Annotated in this window: 15 protein-coding genes; 11 read left to right on the plus strand and 4 right to left on the minus strand. The window is 69.6% G+C overall.

The window, feature by feature from the left end; translation table 11 throughout:
- The first annotated feature begins 566 nt into the window (after positions 1-566).
- The 9 genes from ribB (at position 567) to ntrC (ending at position 10609) form a co-directional block, all read left to right on the plus strand.
- Positions 567-1661, plus strand: coding sequence for a 3,4-dihydroxy-2-butanone-4-phosphate synthase (ribB, locus tag EDC25_RS03735; RefSeq protein ID WP_123522432.1), 1095 nt, complete (start codon positions 567-569; stop codon positions 1659-1661).
- 30 nt (positions 1662-1691) lie between these two features.
- Entirely contained in the window at positions 1692-2147 is a 456-nt protein-coding gene (gene ribH, locus EDC25_RS03740) for a 6,7-dimethyl-8-ribityllumazine synthase (protein WP_123522433.1), read from the plus strand.
- 5 nt (positions 2148-2152) lie between these two features.
- Positions 2153-2599, plus strand: coding sequence for a transcription antitermination factor NusB (gene nusB, locus EDC25_RS03745; RefSeq protein ID WP_132577246.1), 447 nt, complete (start codon positions 2153-2155; stop codon positions 2597-2599).
- A gap of 25 nt (positions 2600-2624) precedes the next feature.
- Positions 2625-3707 (plus strand): thiamine-phosphate kinase, encoded by a 1083-nt coding sequence (gene thiL / locus EDC25_RS03750; protein ID WP_123522434.1) that lies wholly within the window; start codon positions 2625-2627, stop codon positions 3705-3707.
- On the plus strand, positions 3704-4201 hold the full coding sequence (locus EDC25_RS03755) for a phosphatidylglycerophosphatase A family protein (RefSeq protein WP_123522435.1): 498 nt from the start codon (positions 3704-3706) through the stop codon (positions 4199-4201). Before thiL ends, EDC25_RS03755 begins: the two co-directional genes overlap by 4 nt.
- Before the next feature lie 370 nt (positions 4202-4571).
- Positions 4572-7250: a S8 family serine peptidase gene (locus EDC25_RS03760; protein ID WP_164484080.1), complete on the plus strand. Its 2679-nt coding sequence runs from the start codon at positions 4572-4574 to the stop codon at positions 7248-7250.
- Positions 7251-7681: 431 nt separating this feature from the next.
- On the plus strand, positions 7682-8152 hold the full coding sequence (locus EDC25_RS03765) for an META domain-containing protein (RefSeq protein WP_123522437.1): 471 nt from the start codon (positions 7682-7684) through the stop codon (positions 8150-8152).
- A gap of 22 nt (positions 8153-8174) precedes the next feature.
- Positions 8175-9203, plus strand: coding sequence for a two-component system sensor histidine kinase NtrB (locus tag EDC25_RS03770; protein WP_243695096.1), 1029 nt, complete (start codon positions 8175-8177; stop codon positions 9201-9203).
- A complete protein-coding gene (ntrC, locus tag EDC25_RS03775) occupies positions 9200-10609 on the plus strand; it encodes a nitrogen regulation protein NR(I) (protein WP_123522439.1) in 1410 nt (469 codons plus the stop codon). The genes EDC25_RS03770 and ntrC overlap by 4 nt, the downstream gene beginning before the upstream one ends.
- A 1277-nt stretch (positions 10610-11886) precedes the next feature.
- Here the strand turns inward: ntrC and EDC25_RS03780 are convergent.
- A complete protein-coding gene (locus EDC25_RS03780; protein WP_123522440.1) occupies positions 11887-12867 on the minus strand; it encodes a YheT family hydrolase in 981 nt (326 codons plus the stop codon).
- On the minus strand, positions 12854-13705 hold the full coding sequence (locus EDC25_RS03785) for a lysophospholipid acyltransferase family protein (protein WP_123522441.1): 852 nt from the start codon (positions 13703-13705) through the stop codon (positions 12854-12856). Before EDC25_RS03785 ends, EDC25_RS03780 begins: the two co-directional genes overlap by 14 nt.
- Positions 13706-13812: 107 nt before the next feature.
- Between EDC25_RS03785 and EDC25_RS03790 the strand changes: the two genes are divergently transcribed.
- Positions 13813-14385 carry a DUF2845 domain-containing protein gene (locus EDC25_RS03790; RefSeq protein ID WP_164484081.1) on the plus strand — a complete coding sequence of 191 codons (573 nt, stop codon included), beginning with the start codon at positions 13813-13815 and terminating at the stop codon, positions 14383-14385.
- Positions 14386-16475: 2090 nt separating this feature from the next.
- Here the strand turns inward: EDC25_RS03790 and EDC25_RS03795 are convergent.
- Both EDC25_RS03795 and EDC25_RS03800 read right to left on the minus strand, forming a co-directional pair.
- Entirely contained in the window at positions 16476-18347 is a 1872-nt protein-coding gene (locus tag EDC25_RS03795; RefSeq protein WP_123522444.1) for a patatin-like phospholipase domain-containing protein, read from the minus strand.
- Positions 18348-18514: 167 nt separating this feature from the next.
- Complete coding sequence (locus EDC25_RS03800; RefSeq protein WP_123522445.1) at positions 18515-19408, minus strand: hypothetical protein; 894 nt, start codon at positions 19406-19408, stop codon at positions 18515-18517.
- Positions 19409-19979: 571 nt separating this feature from the next.
- Between EDC25_RS03800 and EDC25_RS15095 the strand changes: the two genes are divergently transcribed.
- Complete coding sequence (locus EDC25_RS15095) at positions 19980-20345, plus strand: prepilin-type N-terminal cleavage/methylation domain-containing protein (RefSeq protein WP_123522446.1); 366 nt, start codon at positions 19980-19982, stop codon at positions 20343-20345.
- Positions 20346-20386: the final 41 nt, after the last annotated feature.

Here is a 20386-nt window from a genome sequence, read left to right on the forward strand (position 1 = left end):
GTGTGACGAGCAGTCAGCGCAACCGCCTATCCCCTGCAAAGAAGGACCGCAACCCCCAACCTCGTCATGCCCGCGAAGGCGGGCATCCAGTGATCCGGCAGGAACCTGTCCGCAGCACGCGGCAACGACCACCCGCGAACCGCAACAATCCCGCCACGACCCTGGACACCCGCCTTCGCGGGTGTGACGAGCAGGCGTGGCGAGACGGTCTCGCGGCGAATCTGGACACCCGCCTTCGCGGGTGTGACGAGCGGTGCGGGTGACGTGTGCAAGCGACGAGGTGAGGTGTGCGAGCGGCGAGGTGAGGTGTGCGAGCGGCGAGGTGAAGTGTGCGAGCGGCGAGGTGAAGTGTGCGAGCGGGCGGGTGAGGTGTGCGAGCGGCGAGGTGAGGTGCGAGCGGTGCGGGTGAGGCGGCCGCATGCGAAGCGGGCAAACCGACCGCGATGCAGGCGCAGGCCCCAGGACGACGCCGGAACACCCCGGGCTCGCGACAGGCATTCATGATGACTCGACTAGAATTTGCGGCCTGGTCCATCTGCCTCCGCGCCCAAGCAAGGTCTGCAACCATGGCGATCGCCCCTGTCGAGGAACTGCTGGACGAACTGCGCGCCGGCCGCATGATCGTCGTCATGGACGACGAGGACCGCGAGAACGAGGGCGACCTGCTCATGGCGGCGCAGTTCGTGCGTCCCGAGGACATCAACTTCATGGCCCGCGAGGGCCGCGGCCTGATCTGCCTGACCCTGACCGGCGAACGCTGCCAGCGCCTCGGCCTGCCGCTGATGGTGCGCGACAACCGCAGCCGCCACAGCACCAAGTTCACCGTGTCCATCGAGGCGGCCGAAGGCGTCACGACCGGCATTTCGGCACACGACCGCGCCCACACCATCCGCACCGCCGTGCGTCCGGACGCGGTGGCCACGGATCTGGTGCAGCCCGGCCACATCTTCCCGCTGATCGCCGAGGACGGCGGCGTCCTCGTGCGTGCCGGCCACACCGAAGCCGGCGTCGACTACATGCGCCTGGCCGGCCTTGAGCCGGCAGCCGTGATCGTCGAGATCATGGCCGAGGACGGCACCATGGCGCGGCGCCCGCAGCTGGAAGTGTTCGCGCAGCGGCATGGCCTGAAGATGGGCACGATCGCCGACCTGATCCGCCATCGCCTGCAGCACGAAACCAGCATCGAGCGCGTGCACGAGGCCGACGTCGACACCGCGCACGGTCCGTTCCGTCTCGTGGTGTACCGCGACCGCATCGAAGGCCACCACCATTACGCGCTGCTGCGCGGAGCGCCCGACGCCGAAGCGCCGACGCTGGTGCGGGTGCACGTGCACGATCCGGTCGCCGACCTGCTGCGCCTGCGTGGCGACCACGCCAGCATCGGCCTCGACCAGGCGCTGGCACGCATCGCCGCCGAGGAACGCGGCGCCGTCCTGGTGCTGGCGCCGCATGGCGACGCGACACCGCCCTGGCCGGGCATGCCGGCGCCGGACAGCGGCCGCGCCGCCAACGATCCGGTGCAGCAGTGGCGCCGCACCGGACTGGGCGCGCAGATCCTTGTCGACCTCGGCCTGCGCCGCCTGCGCCTGCTCGGCACCCCACGCAAACACCCCGCCTTGGCCGGTTTCGGCATCGAGGTGGTAGACTTCGCGACCCCCTGAGGGGCTCTGTTTCCGCTCTTTGACGCCGCCATGACCAAGCCATCTTCCGCCGTGCCCGAGGGCGCCTTCGCCATCGTCCATTCCCGTTACAACGCGGAGATCGTGCAAGCGCTGGTCAAGGGCGCGCGCGACACGCTGAAGGCGCAGGGCGTTGGCGAGCGTGACATCCGTGTCACCGAAGTCCCGGGCGCCTGGGAACTGCCGCTGGCCGCGGCCTACGTCGCCGATGACGAGGACGTCGTCGCGGTGATTGCACTGGGCTGCGTCGTGCGCGGCGAAACCCGTCATTTCGAACACGTCGCCGACGAATGCGCGCGCGGCCTGATGACCGTGCAGCTGGAATCCGGCATCCCGGTCGCCAACGGCGTGCTGGCCGTCGAGCAGTACGAACACGCGCGCGAGCGCGCCGGTGGCAAGCTCGGCAACAAGGGCGAGGAATGCGCGCTGGCCGCGATCACGATGGCCAGGCTGGCGGCGGAGCGTTGAACACCATGAGTGGCGGACTCGACCGCAACGAACGCATGCTGCGCACCCGCGCCCGTCGCCGGGCCCTGCAGGCGCTGTACGCATGGCAGCTCAGCGGTTACCCGATGCGCCAGGTCGAGCAGCAGTTCGCGCACGAGCAGGCCGAGGAACTGGCCGATCTCGAGTACTTCCATGCCATGATCTTCGGCGTCGAGAACGAGCGCGAGGAACTGGATGCGGCGCTGCGTCCGTTCCTGGACCGCGATCCCGACCTCGTCGACGCCATCGAGCGCGCCATCCTGCGGCTGGGCGCCTGGGAACTGCGGCATCGCATGGACGTGCCCTACCGCGTCGTCATCAACGAGGCACTGGAACTGGCCAAGCGCTTCGGCAACGACCAGGGCCATGCCTACGTCAACGGCGTGCTCGACCAGCTCGCCGCCCGCGAACGCGCGGCCGAATACCGCGCCTGACACGGCACGCGGGCATCGCGTCGCCATGTCCGAATTCGACCTCATCGCCCACCTGCGCCGCCGCCTCGGCGACACCGGTGGCGCGCGCCTGGACCTTGGCATCGGCGATGACGCCGCGCTGTGGACGCCGCCGTCCGGGCACCAGGTCGTCAGCTGCTGCGACACGCTGATCGAAGGCCGGCACTTCCATGCCGGCAGCGATCCGGCCGACATCGCCTGGAAATCGCTCGCGGTGAACCTCAGCGACCTGGCCGCCATGGGTGCCGAGCCGGTGGCCGCGCTGCTGGCGCTGAGCCTGCCGGCGCTGCCGGATCGCGACTGGCTCGACCGTTTCTGCGACGGCTGGACGGCGCTGGCCGCGCAACACGACGTGGCGCTCGCCGGCGGCGACACCACGCGCGGCCCTGTGCGGGCGCTGACTGTCACCTGTTTCGGCCAGGTTCCGGCGGGACAGGCCCTGCGCCGCGACGGCGCCCGTGCCGGCGATGCGCTCTACGTGTCCGGCACGCCCGGTGACGCCGCCGCTGCGCTGCAGGGCTGGGCAGAGCGACGGCAGCCGGAATGGCAACCGCTGCTGGCGCGCCTGCAGCGGCCGACGCCGCGGCTGGCGCTGGGGCGGGCGTTGCGCGGACTGGCCAGTGCCGCCATCGATATCTCCGACGGCCTGCTCGCCGATCTCGGCCATGTGCTCGACGCCAGTGGCGTCGGTGCGCGTCTGGACAGCGGGCGCCTGCCGCTGTCGCAGGACCTGCTGGCGGTGGTCGATGCCGATGCGGCGCGAGGCTGCGCGCTCACCGGCGGCGACGACTACGAGCTGTGCTTCACCGTGCCTGTGGCGCGCGAACACGAACTGTGTGCCGTGGCGCGTGCCTGCGACCTGCGCATCACCCGCATCGGTGACATCGTCGAGCGCGCCGGCGAGCGCATCAGCGACGTCGCGGGCCGGGTCTTGCCGGGCGCCGGAAGCGGCTGGGACCATTTCGCCACCGCGACCACCACGACCACCACGACCACCGCGACCACCACGACCACCGCGACCACCGCGACCACCGCGACCACCGGGAACACCGGGAACACCGGGAACACGACATCCGGGGGTCGACCATGACGTCTCCCGCCCCGACCTCGCCGCGGCAGCTGATGCGGCATCCGCATGGCTGGATCGCGCTCGGGTTGGGCGGCGGACTGGCACCCTTCGCGCCGGGCACCTTCGGCTCGATGGTGGCCGTGCTGCTGTGGGCCCTGTTCGTGATCGCGGCGGCACCGGACATGACGTTGCGGCTGGTTTTCCTCGCTGCAGCCATCGCGCTGTGCACCTGGTCGGCCGACTGGGCCTCGCGGCGGCTGCAGCGCAAGGATCCAGGCTGCATCGTCAGCGACGAACTTGCTGGCCAATGGCTGGCACTGCTGTGCGTGCCCGACGCCTGGCCATGGTGGCTGGCGGCCTTCGTGCTGTTCCGGATTTTCGACATTGGCAAGCCCTGGCCGATGCGCAGGCTGGAGCGCCTTCCCGGCGGCATCGGCATCGTCGCCGACGACCTTGCCGCCGGCGTCTATGCCGCCCTCATCCTGGTCGCGGCGCGGGTCCTGATTTCGCCCTGAGTCGGGCATCGTCGGCGACGATCTCGCCGCGGGCGTGTATGCCGCCCTCACCCTGGTCGCGGCGACGGCCCTGGTTCCGCCCCGAGCCGGCATCGTCGCCGACACCTGCCGTCATCGAAGGCGACGGCCGGGATTGGCTTGCGTGCCGGGGACGCGATGCCACAACGCCGGCCGATGCGGCGTCGTCGACAGCGTCCGACGTCGCTCATGCCATGGCGCGATATCACGCATCCTCGCGATGCGCCGCCACCTCTTCCAGGGCACCGATTCCAGGCGCGGGCACGCCGGCTGTCGGCGTCCCGCAGGACCTGCTGATCGTCCACATCCCTGTGCTACGGTTCCGCCATTGCCAGTCCAGGGAGGACAGACGATGAAAGCGATCATGACCGCGGCCCTGCTGTCGGCCGCAGTGCAGTGGACGGTGCCTGCCGTCGCATCCGGGGAAGAAGGCTGCCTGCTGTCGTTCGAAGCGGCGCGGTTCGATGCCTGTACGCAGCGCAGCGTCGGCGCGAATGGCCCACTCTCCGCATTGGCCGGCCAGACACGTGCGGGCGAACATAGCTACTGGGTGCTGAAGTTCGACGCGCCGCTCGACCGGAGCCAACGCCAGGCCATCGAAGCGGCCGGCGGCCAGATCCTCGACTACCTGCCCTGGAATGCCTATCGCGTGCGCTTCGGCGCCGACGCCAGACCCGCCGAAGCCGTGCGCGGGCTGGTCTGGTCGGGTGCCATGGCACCGGACTGGAAGCTCGCCGGCGGCCTGTCGGGACTGCTCGGCGCACCCCTTGAGGACCGTCCCGCCGCCGTTCCGCTGAGCATCGCCCTGAACGCCGGCGCCAATGCCCACGCGTTGCTGGCGCAATGGCGCGAACTGGATGGCGTCGCCCACGGCTTTACCGTTACCGGCGCGCGCAGCGACCGCGTCGTGCTGACGCTGGCGTCGCGCGACCTGGAGGCGGTGGTGTCGGCCATCGCGCCGCGCGCCGACGTCGCCGCGATCACGGTGCGCAAGCGCATGGAATACCTCAACGCCCGCGCCGGCTGGCTGCACCAGAGCGGCACGCCGGACGAGCGGCCGGTATTCGACCAGGGCCTGCTCGGCTGCGGCCAGGTCATCGGCGTGCTCGATTCCGGCGTCGATTTCTCGCACTGCGCCTTCGAGGACACCGCCAACGGCGATCCGCCGGTCAGCGACTGCAACGAAGGCGACCTCTGCCTGCCCGGCGCGCCGGACTTCCTGCAGCGCAAGACCGCGCATTACTACAAGTGGTCCGACAGCGGTGACGCGCTCGGCGACGGCGCCTGCGACGCCAGCACCGGCGCCGGCCACGGCACCCATGTCGCCGCGTCGATCACCGGCAACGACTGGGCCGCCGCCGTCGATTGCGAAGCCGGCGCCGCACCGCCGGCCGGCAACCTCAACGGCACCGCGCCGGGCGCGCACCTGATCGCCCAGGAGATGGGCGAGGGCCTGGACTACGTCAACAGCCTCGGCGGCAGCATCTACCACGCCGCCACCACGGCCTATGCGAACGGCGCGCGCGTGCATTCGAATTCCTGGGGCGGCAGCTGCTGTTTCCTCGGCCTGTTCTGCCTGCCGACATTCCTGTGCGCACCGGCCTATGACGAATTCGCCCACGACGCCGACGCGGCGACCTGGGAGTTCCCGGACCTGCTGATCGCGATCGCCGCCGGCAACAACGGCACCTGCTGCGCCAGCAGCGGCGGCGCTGTCGGCTCGCCGGGCCTGGCGAAGAACGCGCTCACCGTCGGTGCATCGGGTGCCGGCACGGCCGGCAACGATGCCGCCTCGTTCTCCTCGCGCGGTCCGATCTTCGACAACCGCACCAAGCCGGACGTGATGGCGCAGGGCGAAGGCATCGTTTCCGCCGCGTCCGACGGCAATGCCGCCGGCAGCAGCTGCGCCACCTGCACGATGAGCGGCACCTCGATGGCGACGCCGACCGCGGCGGGGCTGGCCGCGCTGGTGCGCGAATACCTCAACCGCGGCTTCCATCCCTCCGGTGCCGCCAGCAGCGGCGATGCCATCGCCCAGCCTTCGGCCGCGCTGGTCAAGGCCATGATCATCAACGGTGCGCGCGACATGAGCGGCAGCGGCGCCACCGGCGCGGTGCCGAACCAGGTCGAAGGCTGGGGCCGCATCCATCTCGACGACGTGCTGTATTTCGCTGGCGACGCCCGCCGCACCTGGCTGCATGACGACACCGATGGCGTTGAAACCGGACAGGTCAAGGACCACACGCTGACCGTCGGGAGCGACAGCCAGGCGCTTAAGGTGACGCTGGTGTGGAGCGATTACCCGGCCGCCGTGTCCGCCAATCCGCACATCGTCAACCGCCTGCGCCTGGAAGTCGAAGCGCCGGACGGCGGCGTCTGGACGCAGAAACTGCCGGCCAGCGGCACGCCCGATCCGTTCGCCGACACCGCGACCAGCGGTTATGACGAGCGCAACACGGTGCACCAGATCGTGTTTCCGTCACCGGCGCCGGGCGACTACCGCGTGCGCGTGCGTGGCGTCGCCGTCGCACAGGGCAAGCCGGGCCAGCCCTACGCGCTGGTCGCCACGGGCGACCTGCATGTCGAAACCGGCAAGCCGGCGGAAGTCGATCTGTCGATCACGAAGACCGCCGACGTCGAGGAGATCGAACCCGGCGGCGCCTTCGCCTATACGCTGCAGGTCGAAAGCGATGGCGACGGCGCCGGGAATGTCGTCGTCAGCGATGCGATTCCCGAAGGCGTCTGCGTGACCGCCATCGATGCCGGCGCCTGGGACTGCGGCATCAGCGCCGGCGTTCTCGTCTGCACGCTGCCGTCAGCGCTGACCGGCCCTGCCGATGCCATCGTGCTGTCGGTGCTGGCGCCGGAAGCCAAGGGTGAACTCGTGAACACGGCGAGCGTTACATCCAGCACGGCCGACCCGGATCCGGCCAACAACAGCGGCTCGGTGTCGGTGCTGGTCGTCGCCGACAAGGACGACACCCTCTTCGCCGACGGATTCGAGGAAGCGGCCACGCCGGCCTGCCTTTGAGGCGTCTGCCTTCCGCCAAGGGGATACGCCCGCCGATGCGGGCGTGTCCACCGGCCGGCATGATGCGGCCGGCAATGGGCCCCGCACCGGAGCGGACACGCGCGGTCTGACCGGCGTTCGCGTGACACGGTCCGGTATGCGCGTGCGACGGCCAGCGTGGCGAGGCGCATCGGCGTCCGTCGCAAGTCGCGGCCGGACCCGATAGCGCGGGCCGGGTGGTGTGGGCCGGATAGCGCGGACCTGAAAGTGCGGACCCGAAAGTGCGGACCCGAAAGTGCGGACCTGAAAGTGCGGACCTGATGGTGCGGGCCGCCCGCCGCGTCGCGTGCGGCTGTACGCACGGCGCAAACGAACCCCGGACACCGGACCGGCCGACGCCACCGCCACTGCGGCGGTAGTAGCATGGCGGCACAACGCCGCGAGGTCCCGCCATGAAACGGATTCCCGATCCACTCCGCGCCCTTCTCCGCCTGCCCGGGCTGCCGGGCGTCGCCGCGCCGCTGGTCGCCGCGCTGGCGACCGGGCTGTCGGCCTGCGCGAGCAGTCCACCCGCGTACTCGAGCACGCCGCGCTCCATCGAGGGCCAGTGGCAGGTCGTTCGCATTGACGGCCAGCCGGCCGCGGGCCAGACCATGACGGTCGACGCCGACGGCCGCGTCAGTGGCCATGCCGGCTGCAACCGCTATGTCAGCACCGTCGAGCAGGGTGGCAACGGCACGCTGCGCTTCACGCCTGCAGCGGGCACCAAGATGGCCTGCGTCGACGACGGGAAGATGGCCTCGGAAGTCGCCTTCATGCGCATGCTCGACGAGGTGCGCAGCGTGCGCGGTCGCGGCACGGCGCTGCTGCTGCTCGACGAGGCAGGCCAGATCATCGCCGAGCTGACTGCGGCGAAGGACTGATGCCGCTGGCGTGGGCGGCGTGATGGCGATGCCCGACACCGGAACGCCGGCAAAGGCCTGTGTCCCGCCCTCCGCGGTGGGCACGGCCGCGCCGCTGCTCAACCAGATGACCACGGCGCTGGGCTGGCTCGACGGCATGCGCCTGGCCTGGGCCAACATGGCGCTGCTGGCGATGCTGGGTCGCTCGCGACTGCCGGCGTCCGGTCTGGCCCTGGATGTGTTGCTCGACGATGCCCCGCGTCTGGCCGATGCGCTTGCGCGCCTGAGCGGCGAGCCGTCGACCGCGCGCCTGCCGGACCTGCGCCTGCGCGCCGGCGGCCCCGCCACCGTCGTGCAGCTCACCCGCCTCGACGAAGGCGGCGTGCTGCTGGAAGCCTGGCCCGGCGAGGCGCCTTCCGCCGTGCCGGTGTCCGCCAGCCTGCGCAGCCTTGCGCATGAACTGAAGAATCCCCTCGGCGGCCTGCGCGGCGCCGCGCAGCTGATTTCCCGTCGCGTGCTCGATGCCGACCTGCGCACCTACGCACAGGTCATCGTCGACGAAGTGGACCGGCTGGCGGCACTGACCGGTCGCCTGCTGGCCGCCGAATCGCGCAAGCCGATGGCTGCGGTGAACGTCAATGGCGTGCTGGAGCGCCTGCGTCTGCTGCTTGCCGCCGATGGCGTGCAGGTCGAACGCGACTACGACCCCAGCCTGCCGGAGTGCCTCGGCGACAGCGACCGGCTGCTGCAGATGTTCCTCAACCTCGGTCGCAACGCCGTCGAAGCCGGCGCCTCGCGCGTCCGGTTGCGCACGCGCCATGAACATGCCGCCGCCTTGCCGGCCGGTCGCGCGCCGGCGCTGCGCGTCGACCTCATCGACGATGGTCGCGGCGTGCCCGAATCCCTGCGCAGCGTCCTGTTCCTGCCGCTGGTCAGTGGTCGCGAAGGCGGCACCGGCCTGGGCCTGGCGATGGCGCACGAGATCGCCAGCGAGCACGGAGGCCGCATCGCCTTCGAGAGCCGGCCCGGCCATACCGTGTTCTCCACCTGGCTGCCGGTGGCGCCGGCATGAACGGCGAACCGCGCCGGCTGGCCTGGCTCGTCGACGACGACGCGTCGCTGCGCCTGGTCCTCGGCGACAGCCTGCGCGATGCCGGCCTGCGCGTGCAGGTATTCCAGGATGTCGCCGAAGTCGTGGCGGCACTGGATGAGGGCGTGCCCGACCTGCTGGTCACCGACGTGCGCATGCCGGATGGCGACGGCATCGAACTGCTGGCGCGCGTGCGTGCCGCCCATCCCGAACTGCCGGTGATCGTCATGAGCGCGTTCACCGACGTGCCGACCACCGCCGGTGCGTTCCGCCATGGCGCCTTCGACTATCTTGCCAAGCCCTTCGACCTCGACGACATGATGGCGGTGGTGCGCCGTGCGCTCGGCGACATCGAGCCGCCGGCGCGCACCGCGGTCGCCCACACGCCGGGACTGGTCGGCGACAGCCCGGCGATGCTGGAAGTGTTCCGCGCGGTCGGGCGGCTGGCGCAACTCAACCTGCCGGTGCTGGTCACCGGCGAAACCGGCACCGGCAAGGAACTGGTGGCGCGCGCGCTGCACAGCCACAGCCCGCGCGCGGCGCAGCCCTTCGTCGCCCTGAATACCGCCGCGCTGCCGGCCGAGCTGCTGGAATCGGAACTGTTCGGCCACGAGGCCGGCAGCTTCACCGGCGCGGCGCGGCGGCACATCGGCCGTTTCGAGGAAGCCGCCGACGGCACGCTGTTCCTCGACGAGATCGGCGACATGCCGCTGGCGATGCAGACGCGACTGCTGCGCGTGCTTGCCGAAGGCGAGTTCTACCGCGTTGGTGGCCGCGAACTGATCCGCACCCAGGCCCGCGTCATCGCCGCCACGCACCAGGACCTCGACGCCAAGGTTGCCGCCGGCACCTTCCGCGCCGACCTGCTGCATCGCCTCGATGTCGTGCGCATCCATCTGCCGCCGTTGCGCGACCGTCGCGAGGACATCCCGCGCCTGGCCGAATACCTGCTCGCCCGTGCCGCGCGCGAACTGAGCATGCTCGGCAAGCGGCTCACGCCGGACGCGGTCGCGCGCATGCAGCGCTACGGCTGGCCCGGCAACGTGCGCCAGCTGGAGAACCTGTGCCGGCGCATCACCGCGCTGCTGCCCGGTCGCGACGTGCATGCCGCCGACCTCGACGAACTGCTGCGCAGCGATGCGGCCGTGGCGCCGCAGCGCGGCGGCGCGGCGCAGGACTGGACCGACGGCCTGCGCGACTGGCTGCGCAACCGCTGGCGCGATTCGGAGCCCGGCACGCTGCACGCTGTCGCACTGGAGGCCTTCGAGCAGGCGCTGTTCGACGCTGCCCTCGACCTCACCGAGGGCAACCGCGTGCGCGCCGCCGAGCACCTCGGTCTCAGCCGCAACACACTGACCCGCAAGCTCGGCCGCAAGCGCTCGCCCTGACGGCCCGCCTCCATCCCGGCCTCAAAAATGCGCCGCGGCGCGCTTCGCCCACGCAGGACCCACAGCCCCGACCGCATCCGCCCGCAACGACCACGACACCGCCCGCAACTTCGACTTTCGCGCGAACTCGCGGTCGACTTCACCTCGTCCGCGCTCGAAGGGCCGCGGCGATCCGCCGCTTCGCCGTGCCGTCGAGGAGTCACCACTCCCCCGATTCCGTCATACCCGCACAGGCGGGTATCCAGCATTCCATGCGAAGAGGCCCCGTTCGCTGGATGCCGCCGTATCGTCGCACCTATAAGGACTCGCCGCTCCCCCGATTCCGTCATACCCGCGCAGGCGGGTATCCAGCATTCCATGCGAAGAGGCCCCGTTCGCTGGATGCCGCCGTATCTCCGCACCTGTAAAGACTCGCCGCTCCCCCGATTCCGTCATACCCGCGCAGGCGGGTATCCAGCATTCCATGCGAAGAGGCCCCGTTCGCTGGATGCCCGCCTTCGCGGGCATGACGGCCAAAATGAGCCGCGGCGCGCTTCGCCCACGCAGGACCCACAGCCCCGACCGCATCCGCCCGCAACGACCACGACACCGCCCGCAACTTCGACCTGCGCGCGAACTCGCTGTCGACTTCACCTCGTCCGCGCTCGAAGGGCCGCGGCGATCCGTCGCCTCGCCGTGCCGTCGAGGAGTCACCGCAACCCACATTCCGTCATACCCGCGCAGGCGGGTATCCAGCATTCCAGGCGATGAGGTCACGTTCGCTGGATGCCCGCCTTCGCGGGCATGACGCCTTAATAATGCGTCGCGGGGCGCTTCACCCAGGCAGGACCCACAGCCGCGACCGGATCGCTGCCCGCAACGACCACGTCACCGCGCGCAACTTCGATCTTCGCGCGAACTCGCGGTCGACTTCACCTCGTCCGCGCTCGAAGGGCCGCGGCGATCCGCCGCTTCGCCGTGCCGTCGAGGAGTCACCGCAACCCACATTCCGTCATACCCGCGCAGGCGGGTATCCAGCATTCCATGCGATGAGGCCCCGTTCGCTGGATGCCTGCCTTCGCGGGCATGACGGCCTAATAATGCGTCGCGGCGCGCTTCGCCCGAGCAGGACCCACAGCCGCGACCGCATCGCCGCCCGCAACGACCACGTCAGCGCCCGCAACGACCACGTCACCGCGCGCAATTTCGACCTGCGCGCGAAAGCCGTCGCCGGCCCCAATTCCGTCCCACGCGCGCAAGGCGCGTGCACCACGGCGCAGGCATGTCACGCTGCGGCCTCAGGCCCGCGAGCAGGCGTCGACGACGAAGCGTTCCGCCCAGCTGCCGAGGCGCCAGTTCTCGAGGAAGCCACAGTGGCCGCCGTTCGGCGTCACCAGCAGGCGAACGTGGTCCGGCAGCTGGAGGTTGCGGAAATCATCGAAGGGAATGACCGGATCGTCGGCGGACGTCAGGATGCTGGCCGGCACCGGCAGGCGCGAGAGTCGTTCGCCAGCGATGGAATAGCTGTTGAAGTAGTCGTCGAGCGAAGCGAACTCGCCTTCGCGCAGCACCAGCGCTTCGGTGAGCTGGCGCATGTTCAGCCGGCGCAGCAGCTCGTCCAGGCGATAGCGTTGCGGAAACGCCGCCTGCTTGCGACGCAGCGATCGCCGCCACTTCTGCATGAAGTAGTAGTGGTAGAACCACGGCCCGGTTTCCATTGCGCGCAGCACGTTGGCCGGATCGATGGCCGGGCAGACCGCGGCGATGTGGCGCAGGTCCAGTCCCGCCGCTTCGGCGTGCAGGCCGACGCGCAGCGCGAAATTCCCGCCGAGCGAGAAGCCGGCGACCATCAGCGGCCCGACCGGCCAGCGGCGCGCGACATCGCCGACGGCACCCACCACTTCGCCGATGCGTCCGGAATGGAACAGACCTTCGTTGAGGTGCTGGCCATCGCCGTGGTCGCGGAATTCCAGGCGGAACACGGCGAAGCCGGCGTTGCGCAGCGCCAGCGCGGTGCTCAGCATGTAGTTGGAACGCGCGCTGCCTTCCCAGCCGTGCAGCAGCACGACCAGGCCGCGCGGATCCGTCGACGTCGCCGGCGTGTACCAGCCCTGCAGGCGCACGCCGTCACCGCAGTCGAGCAGCGTGTGTCGGGATGACCCGTTCAGCGCTGCCAGTTCGCGCCGGCGCAGCCACTGTCGCAGGCGATGGCTGGACAGGATGGACTGCAGGTGCGGATTGCCGAGCAGGGGCGCGGGCCGGAACTCAGGCGTGGACATCGGCAGCCGCCCCGGTGGTCGCTTCCGCGGCGTCGATCACCGCGTCCTGCTGCAGGACGCTGGCGATGCGCGCGCGTGCCTGTTCGGCCAGCTGGCGCCGGCCATCGGCGCTGGGCTGCAGCGGTTCCAGGAAATGCACTTCCGCCGCCATCGGCTTCTGCCCGAGCAATCGCAGCGCATTCGGGAAGAACTTCTCGCGCGGCTGGAACGGCACGCCCAGGTCCATGCGGCCGCCATCGCCGTAGATGATGGCGACCGGCTGGATCATCACGCCGGTGTCCATCGCGACCTGGAAGATGCGGGCATGGAACGGGCGCAGGCGTTCGCCGGTGCCGGTGCCGCCCTCGGGAAACACCGCCACCGACGTCCCGGCGCGAAGGCGGTCGCGCATGTCGTCCATCACCCGGGCGAGCGAATCATTGCTGCCGCGCTGGTGGAACAGCGTGCCGGCCTGCGCCGCCAGCCAGCCGAACAGCGGCCAGCGTGCGATCTCCGCCTTGGCCACGAAGCTGGCGCCGCGCGCCGCGTGCAGCGCCTGGATGTCGATCCACGAAACATGGTTGGCCACCAGCAGGGCGGGGTTCGCGGCCGGCGTGCCGACCAGGCGCGTGCGGAAACCGAACAGGCGCAGCGCACCGCGCGACCAGGCGTTGACCAGTGGTTCCCACCAGCGCATCGGCAGCAGGCTGCGGCGCCCGGTCACCGGATTGGAGACGAACAGCGTCAGCAGGATCCCCAGCAACACGAGGATCACCAGCAGCGGCGTGCGCCAGAGGTAGCGCAGCGGCTTGATCGGATCGAAACCGCGCGGGTGGCGGTGGGTGCGTCGTCGGGCCATGACGGTACTTTACCGCATCGCAACATCGGCGCCGTTGGCGGGAACGCCGGGGCCATTCAGCGGTCCGACGGTATCGTCTTCCGCGGGGCGGGTACATGGAGAGAACGATGTCACGGATCGGAATGTGGACTGGCGTGGCGTTGCTGTTGCTCCTCGCCGGCGAAGCGCAGGCCCTGCGCTGCGGCAATCGCGTCGTCGGGACCGGCGACTACGACTTCCAGGTCCGCGAGCGTTGTGGCGACCCGTACTGGATCGACCGCAGCGACGAATGGCTGGTGCAGGGGCTGGACGGTCCGCTGGAACGCCGCAGCCAGGTCGCACTGGAAACCTGGTACTACAACTTCGGCCCACGCAGCCTCGTGCAGCGGCTCGAGTTCCGCGATGGCCGCGTGGTGTCGATCCAGACCGCCGGATACGGCGTGCGCCAGGTGGGCGGCGAGTGCAGCGACGTCGCGCTGTCACGCGGCGCCAGCACCGGCGAGGTCTACCTGCATTGCGGCGAACCCCTGTCGCGCAGCCGGCGCTTCGAGGACATCATTGAACGCGACGGCTTCGGCAACGCCCGCGTGCGCAGCGTGCGACTGGAAGAATGGCGCTATGCCATGCCCGGCTCACGCTTCGTGCGCCTGGCGATCTTCCACGACGACCGCCTCGACCGTGTCGAACGCGTCGCGCGCTGACCACCCGGCTCTCTCCGCGCCCTCATTCCCGCACGGCTGGCGTCCAGCCAACGAGGCCCCGGTGCAGGAACCACCCGATCACCGCCCGCGCGGGGATGGCAAGCCCCAGCAGGCCACGCCGCAGCGCGCACCCGCGTGCTCATTACTTAAACGCCGCCGCACCGCCCACGTTCGCGATCTTGCCTAACCGCCACCCCAGCGCACACGGGTGCCCATAATCCGACCGTCGACTCAACGCCCGCGCGTGCCCATGACTTGATGGCCGTCATTCCCGCGGAGGCGGGAATCCAGCGAACGAGGCCCCGGTGCAGAACCCACTGGATCCCCGCCTGCGCGGGGATGACAAGCCCAGGAAGCCAGGATGTCGTAGTGCTGCCGCCACGACGCACCAGCACAGCTCCACAAGCGCCACTGCAACGCTCACACGCGCGTGCACATCTCCACCAACCATCAGCGGCAGCACCCACGCTCGCAGATGGCTCAAACGCCGTCATTCCCGCGAAGGCGGGAATCCAGCGAACGAGGCCCCGGTGCAGGACCCACTGGATCCCCGCCTGCGCGGGGATGACAAGCCCATGCAGCCACGCCGTAGCCCGCACACGTGCTCAACCCATTCGCCACCGCAGCGCTTACGCTGGCACACGACTTGGGATGACAAGCTCGATGCAGCGCGCACACGTGCGCTCACCCGACCGCCGCCTCCACGCTCGCGCGTGCGCTCACCCGACCGCCGCCTCAGCGCTCACGCGTGCCCATGACTTGATGGCCGTCATTCCCGCGAAGGCGGGAATCCAGCGAACGAGGCCCCGGTGCAGGACCCACTGGATGCCCGCCTGCGCGGGGATGACAAGCCCATGCAGTCAGGATGTCGTAGGACTGCCGCCACGACGCACCAGCACACCTCCACAACCGCCACCGCAACGCTCACACGCGCGTGCATATCTGCCCCAACCATCAGCGGCAGCACCCACGCTCGCAGATGGCTCAAACGCCGTCATTCCCGCGAAGGCGGGAGTCCAGCGAACGAGGCCTTGGTGCAGGAACCACTGGATCCCCGCCTGCGCGGGGATGACAAGCCCATGCAGTCAGGATGTCGTAGTGCTGCCGCCACCACGCACCAGCACAGCTCCACAACCGCCACCGCAACGCTCACACGCGCGTGCATATCTGACCCAACCATCAGCGGCAGCACCCACGCTCGCAGATTGCTCAAACGCCGTCATTCCCGCGAAGGCGGGAATCCAGCGAACGAGGCCTTGGTGCAGGAACCACTGGATCCCCGCCTGCGCGGGGATGACAAGCCCATGCAGCCACGCCGTAGCCCGCACACGTGCTCAACCCATTCGCCACCGCAGCGCTTACGCTGGCACACGACTTGGGATGACAAGCTCGATGCAGCGCGCACACGTGCGCTCACCCGACCGCCGCCTCCACGCTCGCGCGTGCGCTCACCCGACTGCCGCCTCAGCGCTCACGCGTGCCCATGGCTTGATGGCCGTCATTCCCGCGAAGGCGGGAATCCAGCGAACGAGGCCCCGGTGCAGAACCCACTGGATCCCCGCCTGCGCGGGGATGACAAGCCCATGCAGCCACGCCGTAGCCCGCACACGTGCTCAACCCATTCGCCACCGCAGCGCTTACGCTGGCACACGACTTGGGATGACAAGCTCGATGCAGCGCGCACACGTGCGCTCACCCGGCCGCCGCCTCAGCGCTCACGCGTGCCCATGACTTGATGGCCGTCATTCCCGCGAAGGCGGGAATCCAGCGAACGAGGCCTTGGTGCAGGACCCACTGGATCCCCGCCTCCGCGGGGATGACAAGCCCATGCAGTCAGGATGTCGTAGTGCTGCCGCCACGACGCACCAGCACAGCTCCACAAGCGCCACCGCAACGCTCACACGCGCGTGCATAACTGCCCCAACCATCAGCGGCAGCACTCACGCTCGCAGATGGTTCAAACGCCGTCATTCCCGCGAAGGCGGGAATCCAGCGAACGAGGCCTCGGTGCAGGACCCACTGGATCCCCGCCTGCGCCGGGACGACTGGCCCACGCCAGAACGATGCCGCGAAACAAGGCGGGTGCGAGGCTACATCCGCGGGCGGATGCGCAATTGTGAGCGTGGCTTGGGCGCGGGCGAGGAGGGCGGGTCGAACACGCTGCCGCGCCGTCCGCGCAGGCGAGCCAGTTCATGCGCCAGCGCGATGATCTTTCCGTACGCGGCCAGCGAACGCTGCGCCTGCTGTGGCGTGTAGGGATAGCTCGGCGGTTCGGCGTGCAGCGCCTCGATCGAGGTGTCCTGTCCTTCGAAGCGCCTGTGCGAAGCGAGCACGCCGGCGAGCGCTTCCTCCAGCAGGGTGAAGCTGGTGCGGAAGCGCACCCAGCGGTGGTTCTGCCAGGTCGTGTCGTGCTCGTATTCCGCGCGCGGGAAGAAGGCGCCGACCAGCCGCTTCGCGGCATGGCGGCCACGTTCGGCCAGTTGCAGGATCAGCTCGCGCTGCATGCGCAGGTTGAGTCCGCCTTCGTTCCGGCGCAGCCGCACATGCGCGACGCGGTCGCGGAAACCCGGCACGCGCAGCTGCGTGTTGTCGGTCCAGTTGTGCAGCGTTTCCAGCAGCGCGCCGATGAACCCGCCCAGCCGCGGCCGGCCCTTGGGTTCCAGGTCGACGACATGGTGGTCCTGGCCGCCGGCATTGTGCTCCGGCACGAAGACGAAATCGTCCGGCTCCGCCGGCTCGCGGTCCCGTGGCAGGAACACGTCGTCGGTCAGGTTGATGGCGAAGGTCGGACGCGATGGCAGCGGCGCGTCGAAGTAGTGCACCGGGAAGTTGCTGCACAGCCCGCCGTCGGAAAACCACACACGTTCCCTTTCGCGCGTGACCGGGTGGCAGCGGTACAGCGGCACCGCGCAGACCAGCAGCGGGAACGACAGGCTCATGCGCGCGGCGACCAGGATCGGCAGGTGTTCCATCTCCGGCAACGGGTGCAGGCCGGGCAGGCGCATGCGCGCATCCCGGACGGCTGCCGGGTGCGCCAGCAGCCAGTCGACGACATCGGCGGGAAACAGCTGCCGGAACTCCGTCTCGTCGAAATGGAAACGGTCTTTCGGCTCGAAGGGCAGGCTGTACGGCCGGCCCTGCGACAACGCCGTGGTCATCACGCGCAGGTCGATGTCGCGCGCGGAAGTGCGCGTCGCACCGGGATGGCGCCTGCGACCGCGTGGCGTGCCGGCCGGCCCCCACAGATCGCCGAAGGTGAGCGGCGCGCCGCCGCGGTCGCGTCCGGCCAGCCGCTGCAACAGGCCATGCAGCCACGGCGTCAGCGCCGGTGCGCGGTCGGCGTCGTGCGGCATGCCGTCGCAGATGCCGTAGAAGTGTCGTGGCACGGTGCGGGTCAACGCGCGCAGCACGCCGGCGCAGCCACCGAGCATCAACGCGAGCACGCCCAGCACGCCCAGCAATACGACGCCCGTGTGCGATGACGGCCAAAGCGGCAATCCCGCGCAGCCTCGCAAGCCGGCAACCATCGCCAGTGCGATGACCAGTCCGGCCAGCGCCGGAAGGGGGAAGCGCCGCGCGGCCAGTAATGCCCAGCGCAGCGCCGTGCGCCAGCGGCTGTAGGTCGATTCCGACAGGCCGCCCAGCAACCAGCGGTACAGCGGTCGCAGACGCTGGCGCGGCTGGAACAGGCGCAGCAGTCGCGTGTGAGGCATGCCTTCGTCGCCGGCCAGCCACTCAGGCAGCTGTTCCAGTTCGTCGAAGCGGTCGCAGCCGTTGTTGCGACCGTATTGCGCCGCGGCCGCCGCGGCGGCGGCGATCGCGCCGGCGGACGCGCCGCCAATGGAACGCAGGCGGAAGCGCCGCGCGAACTCCGCGATCGCGCGCGGATAGACGATGCCGCTGGTGATGCCGCCCTTCATCACCAGGTCGCATTCGGTCGGCAGCGCCCCGTCGGGCAGCACCTTGCGGACGCATCGGGATGCGCCGGCGGGATTCGCGATGCGGCGCGCTGCGTTCTTTCGGGTCGTTCATGACGCCTCCCCGCAGGATGATGCGACGGTGAGCCTACAGGCATCCGGCGATGCGCCGCCGTCGACCGCATCGCAGAGGCGGCGTGCGCCGGTGCAGGTCAGCTGACGGCGGCGCGCTTGGCTGCCGGCAACGCCTTGCGGATCTCCGCGTTCAGGGCCGGTGCGATCGCCTCAAATCCCTGCTCGGTGGGATGGATCTCGTCGTTCCAGAACGCGTCGGTGGCGGCGGATGGCTCATCCGTGAAATCGGCGTAGTTGAAGAAACCCTTGTAGTCATGCGCAAGCCCGGCCAGCACCAGGTCGCGGAAGCCCTCGCGCATCAGCAGGTGGGCGAAGCGTCGCGCCTCGTCCATCGCGCCCAGCACCGGCTTCATCGGTGGCCACAGCCATGGGCCGGTGTCGCGCTTGAACGTGGCCACCAGGCCGATGTTCCTCGTCGTCAGTTTCGCTTTCGCGCCGATGCGCTGCACCAGCGCATAGCCGTGGCCGACGACGCGGAAGGCCGGGCGCTTGCGATGCAGCGGCTCCAGCGCGTCCAGCAGCCGGTGGTAATGCGCGGCGATCGTCCCGAACAGGCCGGCGTCGACCACGCGGTCGAAGGCCTCCTCGGCGCTCATCCGCCCGGCGTCCTTCTTCGGGAAAATCTTCGCCAGCCGTTCGGAAAGGCCATCGTTGCCGCCGGCACTGACGCAGAGCACGTCGAAGGGATAGGTCTTCAGCCAGCCCAGCGTCCGCGCCACGGAGCGCTTGTCGAACAGCTGCGCCGCCAGCGCGCCCGGCTTGCCCGCCAGCATCGCCAGGCCGTCGATGCGACGCATGCTCTGCAGCGCCAGGTTCATGTACAGCGGCGTGGTGAACCAGGAATCGCCCCAGTACAGCAGCACCGGCTTGCGCTCCAGCATCGCCTCCAGCTGCCTGCGCTGCGCGCTCCTCGGCGTGCCGAAGACACGCCGCCACTGTCCCCACGAGGTTTCGACATCCTGCAAGGCCATGGCATCCCTCCCGTGTCGACCCACTGTCCTTTCCAAGGAGGCGCGACAGCGTGGGCAGTCCCAGCGACAGCACGCGCCAGGGGCGTCTACGGCCGCTCCCTGGCAACCGGATTGGGTCGTCGTGACAACCCGATGCCCACCCGCCGCCCACCAACGGCCGCGGTGGTGATGGGGTCCCTGGCCAGCCAGGTCCACCATGGCAAGCCCGGCCGCTCTCAGCCAAACGACGATGGGCTGACTTCCGTCCAGACGATTGTTGGCATCACGCAGGGTCGTAATGTGACCTGCGACATCGAAAGGCCGGGAGTCGCCAGTATGTGACGCTCAGCGTCAGTTTCTGTCCTGAATCGTTAGCGCCTCTGTAACAACTGTCACGAAACTGTCTTGCCGATCAGCCATTTAGACGGACGGTTGTCACACTTCAACGAGAACGTCCGTGAGGATTGATTACCGAATGCGCAGAATCGCGATTGGCACGGGTGTTGCTCAAGTCCTTCCGCCGGCGCGACGTGGAAACCACCCGCATCGGAACGTTCAAACAAACAACCAACTATCTCACCGGGAGATTGTCATGCAGAACATCCGTCGCAACAGCGGCTTCACCCTCATCGAACTGATGATCGTGGTCGCCATCATCGCCATCCTGGCCGCCATCGCCCTGCCGGCCTACCGTGACTACCTGCAGCGCTCGGCCAACGGCGCCTGCCTGTCGGAAGCCAAGGCCTACATGAACACCGCCGTCGCCGACGCCGCCGACAACCGCTCGCCGACCCTTTATCGTCCGGTCGCCTGCGTGTCCATCGACAGCGCCGTGAGCATCGCCAATTTCCAGGCTGGCACCATCAAGACCTTCGTTCCGCAGAGCCGCGGTACGACTGCACTGCTGAAGAACTCCACCTGTGACGCCGGCAGCGGCACCTGCAGCCTGGCGCCGTAATCGGGCTGGCTCCAGCACGGCGAATTCCTGTTCGCCGTTGG

Source organism: Pseudofulvimonas gallinarii (genome assembly GCF_004343305.1).
Classification (GTDB): Bacteria; Pseudomonadota; Gammaproteobacteria; order Xanthomonadales; family UBA2363; genus Pseudofulvimonas; species Pseudofulvimonas gallinarii.

Coding starts and splice junctions, on each gene's coding strand:
- ribB (WP_123522432.1), top strand. CDS start 567: ATGGCGATCGCCCCTGTCGAGGAACTGCTGGACGAACTGCGCGCCGGC.
- ribH (WP_123522433.1), top strand. CDS start 1,692: ATGACCAAGCCATCTTCCGCCGTGCCCGAGGGCGCCTTCGCCATCGTC.
- nusB (WP_132577246.1), top strand. CDS start 2,153: ATGAGTGGCGGACTCGACCGCAACGAACGCATGCTGCGCACCCGCGCC.
- thiL (WP_123522434.1), top strand. CDS start 2,625: ATGTCCGAATTCGACCTCATCGCCCACCTGCGCCGCCGCCTCGGCGAC.
- EDC25_RS03755 (WP_123522435.1), top strand. CDS start 3,704: ATGACGTCTCCCGCCCCGACCTCGCCGCGGCAGCTGATGCGGCATCCG.
- EDC25_RS03760 (WP_164484080.1), top strand. CDS start 4,572: ATGAAAGCGATCATGACCGCGGCCCTGCTGTCGGCCGCAGTGCAGTGG.
- EDC25_RS03765 (WP_123522437.1), top strand. CDS start 7,682: ATGAAACGGATTCCCGATCCACTCCGCGCCCTTCTCCGCCTGCCCGGG.
- EDC25_RS03770 (WP_243695096.1), top strand. CDS start 8,175: ATGGCGATGCCCGACACCGGAACGCCGGCAAAGGCCTGTGTCCCGCCC.
- ntrC (WP_123522439.1), top strand. CDS start 9,200: ATGAACGGCGAACCGCGCCGGCTGGCCTGGCTCGTCGACGACGACGCG.
- EDC25_RS03780 (WP_123522440.1), bottom strand. CDS start 12,867: ATGTCCACGCCTGAGTTCCGGCCCGCGCCCCTGCTCGGCAATCCGCAC.
- EDC25_RS03785 (WP_123522441.1), bottom strand. CDS start 13,705: ATGGCCCGACGACGCACCCACCGCCACCCGCGCGGTTTCGATCCGATC.
- EDC25_RS03790 (WP_164484081.1), top strand. CDS start 13,813: ATGTCACGGATCGGAATGTGGACTGGCGTGGCGTTGCTGTTGCTCCTC.
- EDC25_RS03800 (WP_123522445.1), bottom strand. CDS start 19,408: ATGGCCTTGCAGGATGTCGAAACCTCGTGGGGACAGTGGCGGCGTGTC.
- EDC25_RS15095 (WP_123522446.1), top strand. CDS start 19,980: ATGCAGAACATCCGTCGCAACAGCGGCTTCACCCTCATCGAACTGATG.